Source organism: Sedimentisphaera salicampi (genome assembly GCF_002117005.1).
Lineage (GTDB): Bacteria > Planctomycetota > Phycisphaerae > Sedimentisphaerales > Sedimentisphaeraceae > Sedimentisphaera > Sedimentisphaera salicampi.
The window spans coordinates 1,469,523-1,484,523 of the sequence record NZ_CP021023.1 but is presented as its reverse complement, the minus strand read 5'-3'; the positions used below and the strand labels follow the sequence as shown (position 1 = coordinate 1,484,523).

The window sequence follows — 15,001 nt, the reverse complement described above, 5'->3', positions numbered from 1 at the left end:
AAAGTAAGGGAAATTTTGGGGTATGTCCGGAAAACTGAGCATACAAACTGCTTTAGCTTTTTTTTTGGATTAAACAGGAGCAGAAAGGCGAACAATTAAGCCTTATAAAGGTATAGAAAATGGTTGAGATATTTTAGGCTTACAACGCTGGTACTATAAAATTCAAAGCAAATAAGGTTTTCTATGTGGTTGAAATGGTTTCCATGGAAATTTCTAATATCATACGCAGCTAAAAGACACGGATTTTTAGACCCTGTAGTTTTGTGGTCTTATTTTCAGAGGTTTTCTCAGCCTTCTGAAGTGGCCGGTCCTATCGAGCTGATAAGAGATAATATAGTTTTTCATTCACGCGGTCTGATCAACAGCAGGGCGATCCCGCAGAATTCAGACTGGGTATGGCCTTACTGGATTCAAAGGCAGTTTAATCCCTCTGATAAGTCATTCGTTCCAAGCGCGTTTTCTCTAACGTACATCAACCTAACCCATCGTAACTGGACAGCAGCAGGCCTGCCCGGGCTGGGGCAATTGCCCATCGTAGATCCGGCTGGTATGGTAACACCCCACTGGGACGGCTGGTCTCTGGATTTTTGGCTTGTCGATAAACAGGGCAATGTGCTTTCGTCTTCAAAGACTGACGGGAAAACAATGCAGAGGCTCTGCTTTTTCGGCAACCTCGCTGTGGTTACAAAGTCCGAGTTTGATTCGGGCAAAATTATCTCCGCTGTTCAGGTTCGTCAGAGAAAGGGCGAATATGTTTGCGATGTGAAGCTGCGTGTTCGTTCTTCTGAAAGGCTTGCAGTTTCCCTTCGTCCATACAATCCCGAAGGCGTGAGCTTCGTGCATACGGTAAAGCTGGATGATTCATCCCGCAGATGGGAGGTTAACGACAAAACCTCAGTCCTGTTTGACAGGCGGGTTGATAACAACTATATGCAGCGTTATGCAGACGGCGATGTCTCAACAAGGCTTGCCGGCAAGTCCGGCGAAACTGAAGACTCAGTTAAATGCAAGGTGGGCATGGCCACAGCGGCCGCTGTTTTCGAGCCGGATGAAGACGGCCAGCTCGATATGAATCTTTTTATCCCGCTGAAAAAACAAACCTTCTTTGGCGACAGGTCTTCCCCGAAAGGCAACAAGCCGGCGGGCAAGGCTATTTCATGGAAAGATTCGCTCAAGGGCAGGTGCAGGATAGTTATTCCCGATAAGAAGAAGCAAAGACTTTACGAAACTGCCTTGAGAAGCGTTGCACTTCACGTTGCAGGCGAGGATGTTTATCCTGGCCCGTTTACTTACAAACGCTTCTGGTTCAGGGATGCCTCGTTCATTCTGGATTCCCTGCTATGCGCAAACCTCTCCCATCTCGCTGCTCCGGTGCTGAATTCATACCCTTCAAGACAGAAGACAGGCGGCTATTTCCGCTCTCAGGACGGCGAATGGGATTCCAACGGTCAGGCAATATGGATCATCCACAGAAACTGGAAGATGACCGGCCGGCCGCTTTCAGCGGATATTTTCGAATCGGTATGCAAAGCCGCAGACTGGATCTGCAGGAAATGCACCAACCCGGATAAAGACTCAATGCACGCAGGCCTGCTGCCGGCAGGTTTCAGTGCAGAGCACTTCGGCCCGAACGACCATTACTACTGGGACGATTTCTGGGCGCTTGCCGGTCTGCACTGCGCTGCTGAGATTGCAGAATCTTCGGGGATGATAAGCAAAGCGGAAAAGTATCATCAGCAGGCACGTACACTCCGCAGGGCAATAGATTCAAGCATTGAGAAGGTGTGTGCAAAATTGAATCAGCGGGCGATTCCCGTATCGCCTTACAGACGGCTTGATGCAGGTGCAGTAGGCTCTGTTGTATGCGGATATCCCCTCCAGCTTGTCGATCCAGAAGACTCCCAGCTTCTTGCTACGGTGGAATTTCTAATGAACAGCTGCAGGGTAAAGGACGGATTCTTCCTTGATATCTCTCATTCGGGGATAAACCCATACCTAACTCTGCACATAGCTCAGATTCTCCTGAGAGCCGGAGATAAAAGGCATTTCGAGCTCGCTGAAACGCTTGAAAGGCTTGCCAGCCCCACAGGGCAGTGGCCGGAGGCGGTACACCCGATAACCGAAGGCGGCTGCATGGGAGACGGCCAGCATATCTGGGCGGCAGCTGAATGGGTGAACTATATGAGAAGCTGTCTTGTTTATGAGCAGAAAACAAATAATCAGCTTATTCTCGGAGCCGGCATCCATCCTGATTGGACAAAGGCAGGTGAGATTATCAGCGCAGGGCCTGCCCCAACTCTCTGGGGAACAATCAATCTTACGCTGCATTTTGAAGAGAATTCAGTTTCTGCTGAATTCAAAGCAAACTGGAACGGAAAAGCACCTGAAGTTGTTTTGAAGATTCCCGGATTCGAACAAAAAACAGCAGATCCGAACGCGGGCGAGATCTCTGCGGAAAGGATGGATTGAAAGCTATGCGTATTCTTATGGTAACCAACAGCTATGCCCCTTATGTGGGGGGGATTGAGAAATCCATACAGTCCTTTGCTCAGTATTTCAGAGCGAAGGGGCATTCGGTTTTGGTTATTGCTCCAAAATCTGATAAGCCTGTAGAAGACGAGCAGGATGTGATGAGGGTTTCAGCTATAAACAACTTCAACGACACAAACTTCCCTGTAACCATCCCCCTGCCCGGGGAGATACGCTCAAGGATAAAGGATTTCAAGCCCGATATCGTTCACTCACACTTCCCCTTCATTATCGGCAGCACAGCCCTGCGCATTGCCGCTGCAAGAGAGATTCCGCTCGTATTTACCTACCATACGATGTATGAGCGGTATATACATTATATCAATGCAGATTCTGAGCGTGTGAAGCGATTTGTCCGTTCAGTTACCAAGGGCTATTCGAACCTCTGCGATAAGATAATAGCCCCGAGCAGGGCGGTGAAAAATATGCTTCTCAACAGGGGAGTCAAAACTCCGATCGTCGTAATCCCTTCGGGTATTGAAGTTCAGCAGTTCAAAACGGGCAGAGGGCAAGAGCTTAGAGAGAGCTGCGGCCTGCCGAGAGACAGCTTTCTGATTGGCCATATTGGCCGTTTCGCTCCGGAGAAAAATTTAGACTTCCTGCTCAGCTCTGTGATAAAAGTGCTCAAGGCAAATTCTAATTCCCGTTTCCTCGCTGTTGGAGACGGCCCGCAAAAAAGCGAGTTAGAGAAGAAAGTTCGAGAGGAGGGCGTTTCGGACAGGGTCGTTTTTACCGGTATGCTGTCAGGGCAAAAGCTGTATGATGCCTATGATGCTATTGATGTGTTTGCATTCTCATCCAAAACAGAAACTCAGGGTATGGTTCTCGCAGAGGCTATGGCCTCGGGGACGCCCGTTGTGGCCTTGAATGCCCCGGGAGTTGATGATATCCTTGAGGACGGAAAAAACGGGCTTATGGTGCAGAATGAAAATGCCGATTCATTTGCCGGAGTAATAAGCGAATTCAAAGAGCTGCCTGATACTGAGAAGAACGATATGCGGAAAAACGCAGAGAAAACAGCCGAGAAGTTTTCGATTGATGCATGCAGTGATGCCGTTTTGCAGCAGTACACCGAGCTTTGCAGCAACCGAAAAGACGCGCTTACCGAAAAACATCAGGACAGCTGGCAGAACTCCATGGAGCTGATAAAAGCCGAATGGGAGATTTTCCGCAATTACGTCAGTGCTGCGGGGATGATGTTTTATTCACGCCGCAGCAAGGGGCAGTTTAAGGAATAATCATTACGGCTTGAAGTCGTCTGCGTTCTTGAGCCAGTACGGGCTTTCAGAAATCGTGAGTGCGGTATCTATCAGCGAGATATGGGAGTAACCTTGCGGAAAATTCCCGAGCAGACGCTTGCTTTGAAAATCTATATCTTCGCTGAAGAGCCCGAGATGATTGCCGTAGCTGAGCACCCTTTCGAAGTTTTCAGTTGCCTCTTTTCGCCTCCCTATAAGGAAAAGGCTCTTAATCATCCAGAAGGTGCAGGTGGTGAAGCTGGATTTCGGAGTGCCGAAATCGTCGGATGTCTTATATCGATACATCAGCCCGTCTCTGCATAGGTCTTTATGAGTTTCAAGCACAGTATTTACGTAAGTTGGGTCGCTGGCCTGAAGAAAGCCGTATTCATTAGCGAGAAGGTTAGCCGCATCGATAGAATTTGAGCCGTAAAACTGGGTGAGAGTGTTGGTTTTCGGGTCTCTGCCTTTTTTGAGGATGTCTTTCTTTATCACCTCACGCAGTTTTATGTAGCTGTTTGCTTCTTCGCTTTTCCCGAAGAAGTTTGCTATCCTGGCAGCCCTGTCCATTCCAACCCAGCAAAGGAGCTTTGAGAAGGTGAAGTGTTTCTGCTCGGTGCGGAATTCCCAAATCCCTGAATCGAGCTTTTGCCAGTTGTTTTTGATATGCCTTGCGAGTGTTCTGGTAACTGTCCATAGGTCTTCTTTGTTGTCTATGGAGTCGTGGAAGAATACGAGGCTTTCCCATATAGCATCGAGCACAATCCCGTAGATATCGTTCTGTTTCTGCCTTGCTGCAGCGTTGCCTATGCGCACCGGCTTTGAATTCTCATACCCGTCCAGCCAGGGCAGCTCTTTTTCTTTCAGCACGCCGCGGTGGTTTATCGGATACATTATCTGAATCTTTTCGTTTTTGTACGGGATTATGTCAAGCAGGAATCTGAGGAACCGCCTTGCAACGTTGTAGTGTCCGAGCCTTGTGAGAATGCTGATTGTCATCGAGGCATCTCTGAGCCAGCAGTAGCGGTAGTCCCAGTTGCGAACCTCGCCGATTGATTCGGGGAGGCTTGTCGTGGCGGCTGCGAGAATCGCCCCTGTTTTCTGATATGCTAGCAGCTTGAGCACAAGCGAGCTTCTCTCAACCTCTTTCTGATAGTTTGTGTAAACCTTTGTCTTAGAAACCCAGCCCATCCAGTAAACTCTCGTTCGCTGGTATTCCAGTTCAATCCAGTCTAAGTCAGGGCGGAAAAGCTTCTGATTGTAGCCCAGCAGAAGGAAGTGGTTTGTGGTTATCTTTACAGGCTTGGAGGCGATTACATCATCAAAGCTGAAATCCGTGTATAAATAAACAGACTCGTATGCACCTTTCTTTGTGGAGTATTTTATATATTCGCCGTTCTTGCTTACTACCGTTTCGTCCTTGGCGTAGGCGGGGCGAGGGTCGCATTTGATTACAACCTCAGGCTGGCCTTTAATATGCCGGATGAATCTGACAACCTCTGGCGGACAGTGATAAAATCCTGCCTCAGTTTTGTATCTGGGCATAAAATCGTAAACGCAAAACGCATCTTCACCGTTGCTGTATTCGGTGGCCAAGACGTTTGTTTTATCGATATATTTTTGGGTTATCTGGTAGTTGTTTGAAACTTCAAAAGAAAAACTCCCTCCGATATTCTTGTCGAGTATCTTCGCAAATACCGAAGGTGAATCAAAATCCGGAAGGCAGCACCAGTCTATACTGCCGTCTTTGCTAACTAATGCCGCGCTCTTGCAGTTGCCTATAATTCCGTAGTCGAGATTCTGCATTGATTCCTCAAATGGTTGTGTTGTTATTTAAGATTTTTTAGAAATTCACGAAGCTGCTGGGGCTTATTGAGTTTATATTTCGCTGCAGATATGCCTTTGCCGATCTTGCAGGAAACAGCTCCTTCAGGCATAGCTTCAAACATATCCTCATCTGTGCAGTCGTCGCCTGCACAGAAAATGAAAGCCCAGTCTTCCTTTGCTATCCAGTATCCTGCGGCCTGACCTTTATTCACGCTCACCGGCTTAACTTCAACGATCTTGTTGCCCTCGAAAACCCCGATATTGAGATTCGCAGCCATCATCATCAGCGTATCCTTAAGCTCCTGTGTACGCAGCTTTGCAAGATCCGGCTCGCTCTTTCTGAAATGCCATACAAGCGAGGAAGACTTTTCCTCTATAAGCGAGCCTGGGGTTCTGTCAACAGTTAGTTCCAAAATGGGCTTTATCATCTCTTTCCAGTTGTTTTCAGCATTCACGGCTGATTCCCAGTCTCCCCCTGCGCTCTTATAGAATGCCCCGTGCTCTGCAACGAGATTCAGGGGCAGCTTGCCGAGCCAGTTGGAGAGCGTGTCTTTATCTCTTCCGCTTATTACCACAACGGTGTTCTTCTCATTCGCGCAGAGCCCTTTGAGCGTTTCTATTATATCTTTGCAGGGCATTGCGTCTTCGGGCAGTCTTGAGAATGGAGCGAGGGTGCCGTCGTAGTCGAGCATAATGAGCCGTTTTTCAGCTTTGTTATACTCCTGCACAGCCTTCTGCTGATGCTGACGAGTGAAGTATTTGGTTCTGAGCCTTCCCTGCTCTTTCTTTATCTCCTTCAGGCTAACTATGAACTCTGTTGCCCACCGGCCGACTGTGTATCTCGAGATCCTTCCCTGCATCATTTTGTTTCTCTTTGCCCTCTCCTCCTGGGGCATATCGAGAGCGGTTTTTATCGCTTCCACGATCTGGTCTTTGTGGTGCGGATTGATCACTATAGACTCTGAAAGCTCGCTTGCTGCCCCTGCCATCTCGCTGAGAATCAGAACAGCCTGATGTTCTTTGTTCTTCTGGGCGGCTATAAATTCCTTCGCCACTAGATTCATCCCGTCTCGCAGGGGGGTAATAAGCCCTACATCCCCGCGGTAGTAGAATTCCGAGAGCTCTTCAAAAGGAAGGCTGCGGAACATATAAGAAATCGGTGTCCAGTCAACAGTGCTGTACTTGCCGTTGATTCGTCCAACGTCCTTTTCGATTGTTTCCCTTAGGCTTGCATACTCCTCTACCTCCGTCCTCGTGGGCACGGCAATCATAACAAGACGCACCTTCCCGTGATATTCGGGGTATTTGCTGAGAAAGCTTTCGTATGCCTCGAGCCTGTTTGGGATGCCTTTTGTATAATCAAGCCTGTCAACCGAGAGTATTATCCTCGGCTTTTCTTCCTCAACCGGCTTGTTTTTGAATTTCGCGGGGATTGAGGCGTATTTCTCGTAGTCTATCCCCATCGGGAATGCATCCACCCTTATTTGGCGGTTGTCAATCTGAAGCTTGCTCAGGTTGTGCTCGCAGCCGCATATCCTGTAAACACTGCTCAGAAAGTGCCTCACATAATCATACTCATGGAAGCCGATTAGATCTGCCCCGAGTATGCCGTTGAGCAGCTCGCTTCTTCTGGGCAGCTCCCTCATAATCTCGAATGAGGGGAACGGTATGTGCAGAAAGAAGCCTATCTGCGCCTCAGGCAGCTTTTCCCTTATCATCTCCGGCAGGAGCATAAGCTGATAATCGTGAACCCAGATGAAGTCGTCCTCGCTTACGTGCTTGATCAGTTCATCGCAGAAAAGCTGATTGGATGATTTGTATGCCTGCCAGAACGATTCATCATATATCGAAAGCTCTGAGAAGTAGTGGAAAAGCGGCCAGATCGTCCTGTTGCAGAATCCGGAGTAGAAGTTGTCTATCTGGCTTGTTGACAGAAATACGGGATAGCAGCCTTTCTGCGAGAGCGTTTCAGAGGCCTCTTTCTTTTCTCTTTCAGTTAGAGCTTCTGCCGGTATGCCCGGCCAGCCGAACCAGATCTTCTCGCCGTGGTCGGTGAGAGAAGAGATCCCCGTAGCCACGCCGCCTACGCTGTCTCTGTATCCGAATTTCCCGTCTTGCTTGGTAACATTTACCGGAAGCCTGTTTGATATTATTACTAATCGGGACATATTTACCCCTTTCTTGATTGAGCCTTATTTTACATACATTCAGTTTATCGGATTTAGCGATAATATCAAATCAGATGTTCACAAACTTTCAAATTATCTATGACCTTGGCGCCCTGCCCGAAGCTCACAGTACAATTTTCATCCGCTGACCAGCACTGAGATATCTCAGCCACTAAGCAGCGCTAAGATTCACTAAGGTTTTTTAATGCGAGAATTTTCAGCCGCTAATCTGCGCTGATTTTTCACTAATGATGATTTTGCCACTCTGCCACTCTGCCATCCGCCTCAGGCGGACTTGCAGCTCTGCCACTCGCCACAGGCCATATCTTTATCCCATCCTGTAAATCCCGTCAAAAAAATCTCACCTCTCCTCCGCAGGCGGACTCGCCACTTGCCGCCCGCCGCAAAATCGGTGGGTAATATCTCCTTGCAATCTGCGTAATGAATGTATTCCTGTGGATTTTGGTATGGTTAAAAATGCAATTTTTGTTAAAATATCCGTCTGTGCAGGCTCATAAAGAGCTGATTAGTATTATTAGCGAAAAAGAAAGGGTGCTGAATTGAGTATTTGGCGTTTTGAAATATCCAGCAAGATAGGCTGGCCGGACGTACACGGGAAGGCAGTTCTTGAGGAGATAAAGGAGCTGGGCATAGAGGGCGTTGAAAATGTGGAATGCACAAAGGTATTCCTTATTGATGCGGATTTCGATGAGTCTTTTGCAGGGCGCGTGGCAGATGAACTGCTCACCGATACTGTCTGCGAAGACTGCTTTGTGGGCAGGAAGGCCGAGAAGGAAACTGCAAACCGCAGGGTTGTAGAGGTTCATCTCAAAAGCGGCGTAACCGATTCGGTGGCCGGCTCCGTAACCGCAGCCCTTGCCGATATGGGGGCGGAAGCCGCCGGCGTGCGCACAGCAAAAAAATACGCCATCACCGGCTCGCTCAGGGACGAGGATATAAACGTTATCACAAGAAGAGTGCTTGCAAACGATTGTGTGGAAGAGGTAATCTATGGCAGCGATTCCGAGCCTCCTTCCCCTCATACCGATGAATACCAGCTCAAAATAACAGAAATAGAGCTCCTCTCGCTTAGCGCAGAAGGGCTTATGAAGCTCAGCAAAGAGATGGACTTGTTTCTCGATGAGAAGGAGATGAGCGAGATCCAGCAATACTACCAGCGAATCGGGCGCAACCCCACAGACGTGGAGCTGGAAACAATCGCCCAGACTTGGAGCGAGCACTGCGTTCACAAAACGCTGAAAAGCAGCATTGATATGGACTGCGACGGCGAAAAGATCCACTTCGATAATCTGATCAAGGAAACCGTTTTCAAGGCCACAAAAGATCTCGCAAAGAAATGGTGCGTTTCGGTGTTTGAAGATAATGCAGGTGTTGTAGAGTTCGATGAGGATGATGCGGTATGCTTCAAGGTGGAAACTCACAACCACCCCTCTGCTCTCGATCCCTACGGCGGCGCTTCTACCGGTATCGGGGGGGTGCTGCGAGATCCAATGGGCACAGGGCTCGGGGCAAAGCCCGTAGCCAACACTGACGTATTCTGTTTCGGGAAGCCTGACACAAGGCTTGAGGACGTTCCGAAAGGCACTCTGCACCCAAGGCGGGTGATGAAGGGTGTTGTGAGCGGCGTTCGAGACTACGGCAACCGTATGGGCATCCCAACCGTGAACGGGGCGGTATATTTCGACCAGCGATATATGGCCAATCCTTTGGTATTCTGCGGGACAGTAGGGCTTATCCCGCGGGATAAATGCTTCGGCGAGGCGAGTCCAGGCGATTATGTGGTTGTAGTGGGCGGAAAAACCGGACGCGATGGAATTCACGGAGCCACATTCTCCAGCGGCCAGATGACCCACGAACACGAAGACATATTCTCGCACGCCGTGCAGATTGGTGATGCGATAACTGAAAAGAAGGCTCTGGATACAATCCTCAAGGCAAGAGATGCAGGGCTGTATGATGCCATCACAGACTGCGGCGCAGGCGGGCTCAGCTCGGCTGTGGGAGAGATGGGGGAGAAAACAGGCGTGGATGTGGAGCTGGAGAGGGTTCCGCTGAAGTATAAGGGGCTTTCCTATACAGAGATATGGATCAGCGAGGCGCAGGAACGGATGGTGCTTGCTGTGAAGCCGGAGAACCTCGAGAAGATACTGGAAATCTTCCGCTCTGAAGACGTTGAGGCAACGCATATAGGGCGGTTTACCAGCGACAAAAAGCTCACCCTCAACTACAACGGAAATCAGGTGGGCGAGCTTGAGATGGAATTTCTGCATAACGGCATACCGCAGTATTCAAGGACAGCCGAATGGAGGACACCCAAGCTCAGCGAGCCGGAGGCAAAGAATAAATTTGACTATAATGAAGATTTGAAAGAGATCCTCAGTTCATACAACGTTGCGAGCAAGGAATGGATTATCCGCCAGTACGACCACGAGGTCCAGGGCGGCAGTGTTGTCAAGCCGCTGGTGGGCGTGGCGTTAGACGGGCCGTCCGATGCAGCAGTCATAAGGCCGAAGCAGGCCAGCGATAAAGGCGTGGCGATTGCCTGCGGGATGAACCCGCTATACGGCGACATAGACCCATACTGGATGGCACTTTCAGGCATCGATGAGGCGGTACGTAATGTGGTGTGCGTGGGCGGCCGGCCGGACAGAATCGCACTGCTGGACAACTACTGCTGGGGCAACTGCCGCAAGCCGGAAATCCTTGGCGGGCTCGTGCGGGCATCGCAGGGCTGCTATGCCGGCGCTATGGGCTTTGAGGCCCCGTTTATCTCAGGTAAAGACTCGCTCAACAACGAATTCAAAACCGAAGACGGCACAGAAATAAACATCCCGCCGACCCTTCTCATAAGCGCCCTCACTCAGGTGGATGATGTGCGGGAGTGCATAACGATGGACCTCAAGAAGCCGGGCAATGCGGTTTACCTCGTGGGCAAAACCTTCAACGAGCTCGGCGGCTCGCATTACTACAGCATAAACGGCAAGCTCGGGGCCAATGTACCGAAGGTGGATGCCGCAGCAGCTGTTAAAACCGCAAAGAAAATGCACACAGCAATCTCCTCCGGCCTCGTTCGCAGCGCACACGACTGCTCGGAAGGCGGATTCGCCGCTGCCGCTGCTGAGATGGCCTTTGCAGGCGGGCTCGGCCTGGAGTGCGATGCAGGACTTATAAAGAGCGAAGAAGGCTTAAACAATGAGGCAAGGCTGTTCAGTGAATCGAATTCACGGTATGTTGTAGAAGTGCAGGCGGATAAAACTGCCGACTTTGAGCGTGCCCTTGAAGGCTGCGTGTTTGCACGGGTGGGCAAAGTAACAGATTCAGCTCGCCTTGTGATAAAAGGCGGGGATAATGAGCTGATAAACGCCTCCAACGAATCGCTCAAGAAGGCTTGGCAGAAGCCGCTTGCATTTTAGGCGGGCTTATGAATTAGGGATTCAGCGTGATATTGTCTATAAGCCTCGCCGGACCGATTTGAACCGCTATCGCTGCAAGTGATTCGGCGGTTATATCCTCTTCTGACTGGAAGGTGTCTTTACGCACGATTTCGATATAGTCTATATCTGCTGAAGGGCAGGTCCGGATTGTTTCACGGATTTTGCTCTTAAGGCGGGCAGTATTCCGCTCGCCTGAATCGAAAAGCTCCCTGCAAAGCTCCAGAGATTCGTAAAGCACGCCCGCTTGCTCTCTCTGCTTCTCGCTGAGATAATCATTCCTGCTGCTCATCGCAAGCCCGTTTTCCTCCCGCACAATTGGGCAGCCTACAATCTCCAGAGGCATATTGAGCTGCCTTGCCGCTGCCCTTATCACTGCAAGCTGCTGGGCATCCTTCTCACCGAAATATGCCCTGTCCGGCTGGACGATATTGAAAAGCTTCGTGCATACCGTAGCCACGCCGCGGAAATGTCCGGGGCGGCTCGCCCCGCAGAGAGTTTCTGTGAGCGGGCCTTCAACATCCACCCAAACCCTCTGAGGCTCGGGATACATACTGCTTACCAAAGGGGCAAACACCACATCCGCTCCTGCCTTTTCGCTGCGTTTCAAGTCTTCCGATAAATTTCGGGGGTAGCTCTCAAGGTCTTCATCCGGTGCGAACTGCGTTGGATTAACAAAAACGCTCACAACAACAAAATCACATTCGGAATTTGCTTTCTTTATAAGCGAGAGATGCCCTTCGTGCAGAGCTCCCATAGTGGGCACAAGGCCTGCGGTTTTCCCTTCAGCCTTAACGCTCGAAACAATTTTGCGAATCTCGCTTATTGTTTGAACTTTTTTCATTTCAGATAATACCTCACTTTCAATGCAATATCCTCCGCTGCTTTCTGATCTGTGAAATCAACGTGATCGCTGTTTATCTCGAGTACAGGCGATTTTTTCCAGTTTCTAATGAGCCTTAAATACTCAGAGTTCAGTTTGTAAACCAGATCTTCCGGGAGCCGTGATTCCATTGGCCTTTGCCTCTGCTCGATCCTCTTAAGGCAAACCTCCGGCGGGCCTTTTATATGCACAAGCAAAGAGGCAGGCCAGAAGTTTATCGCTGCCCGTTCAAACTGTTCGTAGAAGATTAGCCTTTCCTCCTGATTGAGCCAGAACTTCGGGAAGATAAGCGATTTCTCGGGCAGGTAGTCTGTGATGTATATGTTATCCGGCCGCAGGCTTGTGCGGCTGAGCTGCTGGAGCGATTTGTCCAGGAAATAGAGCTCGCTGTTCAAAGCGAGATCATCCCTGCCCTGATACACAAACGGCAGGAACGGATTGTTCTGATAATCTTCAAGCAGAAGCTCAGTTTCGAGCTTTGCAGAGAGAATCTTGGCGAGCGTGGTTTTCCCGGCACCGATAGTTCCTGCTATGCAGACAAGGCGGGGGTTGTGGTTTTCGTTGAAAAAGCTCCCGCCCCGTACATTCACAAGCATTTCCAAGGTATCCAACCCCAAAACAGGATGTTTGAACATTGGGGCTATCTGGGAAAGCGGAGAGAGAACAAAGCTTCTAAGGTGCATCTGCGGATGAGGCACTTGAAGCTCGGGGGTGTTTATCACATCCTCGTTATAGTAGATAATATCCAGATCGATTGTTCTCGAGCCCCATTTCTTCTGCCGTTCCCTGCCAAGAGAATCCTCGATTCTCTGGAGAAACTCAAGCATTTCTGAAGGTGTAAGGCTTGTGGAAATTTTTGCAGCGCAGTTGCAGTAGTCTGGCTGATTGGAGCTTGAGAGCGGGGAATTTTGGATTATCCGGCTTGTTTTCTCAAGCTTGCAGGACGGGCTTGCAGCAATCTTCTCGAGGCTCTTGCGGATGTTTGCCTGCTTATCTCCGAGATTGCTTCCAAGAGATATATAAACCGTATTCTGCATAGCTTCTGCGTTTTTCACAATGAGCTACTGGGTTTTAATAACGTTTTTCTCTTCAGATTTGGGGTTTTGCGGCGTGCCGAAATCGGTGATGTCTGAGTCTGTTCGCTGCCAAATTTGGCCGTTGCGTGTGTCTAAAATAAAAACCGCCTCGGCATCACCCGAAGAAATCTGGTAAGTTCCCTCTCGCGGGGCAACCGCCTGACCCATACATACTGCAAGGCCGATGCCTATGCCAAAACCGATAAGTAAATTTTTGATTTTTGACTCTTGCTTCATTTTTATTCCTTTTTTTATCTTAGTTAAAAATGCAGAGCCCGCTACAGCGATGCCCTGCATATAAATTCTCTAAAATTTTGCGGCTTTTGTTGGTTTTTCGTTTATTAAAGAGCGCCTTCAAACACCTTTATGCCATCGACAACCTTGCATACATGCACAGCATACTTATCAGCAAAGTCCGGATGGCTTCTGGGGTATCCGTTATCCACGGCCTTTCTCAAATCGTCCACTGCTTCCGCCCTTGCCAGAGCTCCTGCAGCGCCTTTATCGCCTCCGCCGAGCATCCTTTCGCCGAGTACGCCGTCAACGGTTCTTACAGTATCGCACATCGTTTCAAGCTCAGGGCCGGAAATTACGTAGTCATCGCGAAGCCCAATCCCGTCTTCGCGGAATATCTTGCCCACTGTTTCAATGTCGCCATCTCTCCAAGCATTGAGCATCTGATAGAAACGCTTCTGGGCATTGTATATATAAACGAGCCTTTGAACAAGCTCGGGGTCTGTTACGATGAAATGATTGTAAATACGGTTGAACAGGCTCTCTTCTTTTACGTCTGCAAGGCAGCTTATCTCGAAGCCCGCTTCCTGTGCCTTCTCTACGAGCTCCTCGCATTCAGCCCGCCTGATCTTGTATGTGGATTTCTCGAGCCCAGGCCTTACAGTTCCTGTGTCGAGCCCTACAATCCTGAATTCATCGGTGTCTCCGCCCATCGGTACATAGCTGATAGACCTGTCTGCAGGGTTGTAGTGGGTGCCCATGCCCTCTTTGGCGAAAAGGATCATAATCTGATCGAGCTCCCCGCATGGCGAGCCGATATATTCATTCTCTATACCCACAGCTATATCAATTACATCGAGCTGGTTTTCAATCTTAATCCCGCTTGCATCGCACATAGAAAGGATCAGATTCAGGGCAAGTGAGGCAGACCGGCTCATACCTCCGCCAGGGATATTCCCGTAGATCACTGCATCAAAGCCTTCCTTGAGCTGATAGCCCTTCTGCCGGAGCATATAATCCGCTCCGTAGGGGAATCTGCTCCACGAATCACGAACCGAATAAGGGCCGGGTACGCTGCCGATTTCGAATTCCACAATCCCGTCTTCGGGGAAGTTGCCGCTGTAAAGACGGAATTTGTTTGTTCCATTTGGTTTGTAGGCCATCCAGATGAACCGATCTGTACCAACGCCGAACAGCTCTGTTCCGTTGTAATCGCCGTGTTCTACTCCGAGACAGAAACGCGAAGAGCTCCGGCGAACCTTACCGCCGCTGATATCAAGCCCCTGCTCCTTGGCCATCTCGTTGAGATTTTCGACTACCTGCTTATCCTGTTGGGATAAATCCATAATTTCACCTCGTTAGTTTTTCAAATGAGAATACGTTCCAATTAGTCTTTGTTAATACCGGACGTAAGCTTGCAAAGAATCTTGAAGGCGTGAGTATAATTACTATGCTCATTTCAGCAAGCAAAAAGCTCCCCGCTGAGCCGCTTTGTGTGCGACATTATTTTTTGGCAAAGCCTTTTAAAGCCGAATCTATCCGCTTGTTCCGGCCCGCCTACGGCGGGCCTCCACGTGCGGCTCGGTTTAAATGG

General features: G+C 49.5%; 9 protein-coding genes. 3 read left to right on the top strand and 6 right to left on the bottom strand.

The features are described 5' to 3' along the window. The first annotated feature begins 183 nt into the window (after positions 1-183). Together STSP1_RS05535 and STSP1_RS05530 are read left to right on the top strand one after the other, a co-directional pair. A complete protein-coding gene (locus tag STSP1_RS05535; protein WP_085755399.1) occupies positions 184-2,469 on the top strand; it encodes a PH domain-containing protein in 2,286 nt (761 codons plus the stop codon). Positions 2,470-2,474: 5 nt separating this feature from the next. After that, on the top strand, positions 2,475-3,767 hold the full coding sequence (locus STSP1_RS05530; RefSeq protein ID WP_123806993.1) for a glycosyltransferase: 1,293 nt from the start codon (positions 2,475-2,477) through the stop codon (positions 3,765-3,767). A 3-nt stretch (positions 3,768-3,770) separates the two neighbouring features. On the opposite strand, the gene STSP1_RS05525 is transcribed toward STSP1_RS05530, so the two are convergent. Both STSP1_RS05525 and STSP1_RS05520 read right to left on the bottom strand, forming a co-directional pair. Continuing rightward, positions 3,771-5,573, bottom strand: a complete 1,803-nt coding sequence (locus tag STSP1_RS05525) for a glycoside hydrolase family 15 protein (RefSeq protein WP_085755397.1) — start codon at positions 5,571-5,573, stop codon at positions 3,771-3,773. 23 nt (positions 5,574-5,596) lie between these two features. Then, positions 5,597-7,762 carry a bifunctional alpha,alpha-trehalose-phosphate synthase (UDP-forming)/trehalose-phosphatase gene (locus tag STSP1_RS05520; RefSeq protein ID WP_085755396.1) on the bottom strand — a complete coding sequence of 722 codons (2,166 nt, stop codon included), beginning with the start codon at positions 7,760-7,762 and terminating at the stop codon, positions 5,597-5,599. 560 nt (positions 7,763-8,322) lie between these two features. Between STSP1_RS05520 and purL the strand changes: the two genes are divergently transcribed. Further along, the gene (gene purL / locus STSP1_RS05515) at positions 8,323-11,196 is read left to right on the top strand and encodes a phosphoribosylformylglycinamidine synthase subunit PurL (protein ID WP_085755395.1); all 2,874 of its coding nucleotides are present in this window, start codon (positions 8,323-8,325) and stop codon (positions 11,194-11,196) included. A gap of 13 nt (positions 11,197-11,209) precedes the next feature. Here the strand turns inward: purL and panC are convergent, their stop codons facing one another. The 4 genes from panC to STSP1_RS05495 form a co-directional block, all read right to left on the bottom strand. Then, on the bottom strand, positions 11,210-12,058 hold the full coding sequence (gene panC / locus STSP1_RS05510) for a pantoate--beta-alanine ligase (protein WP_085755394.1): 849 nt from the start codon (positions 12,056-12,058) through the stop codon (positions 11,210-11,212). After that, entirely contained in the window at positions 12,055-13,134 is a 1,080-nt protein-coding gene (gene folK / locus STSP1_RS05505; RefSeq protein ID WP_085755393.1) for a 2-amino-4-hydroxy-6-hydroxymethyldihydropteridine diphosphokinase, read from the bottom strand. Before folK ends, panC begins: the two co-directional genes overlap by 4 nt. Positions 13,135-13,158: 24 nt before the next feature. Continuing rightward, a complete protein-coding gene (locus tag STSP1_RS05500; RefSeq protein WP_094759654.1) occupies positions 13,159-13,410 on the bottom strand; it encodes a hypothetical protein in 252 nt (83 codons plus the stop codon). A gap of 104 nt (positions 13,411-13,514) precedes the next feature. Continuing rightward, entirely contained in the window at positions 13,515-14,753 is a 1,239-nt protein-coding gene (locus tag STSP1_RS05495; protein ID WP_085755391.1) for a galactokinase, read from the bottom strand. Between the last annotated feature and the right edge of the window lie 248 nt (positions 14,754-15,001).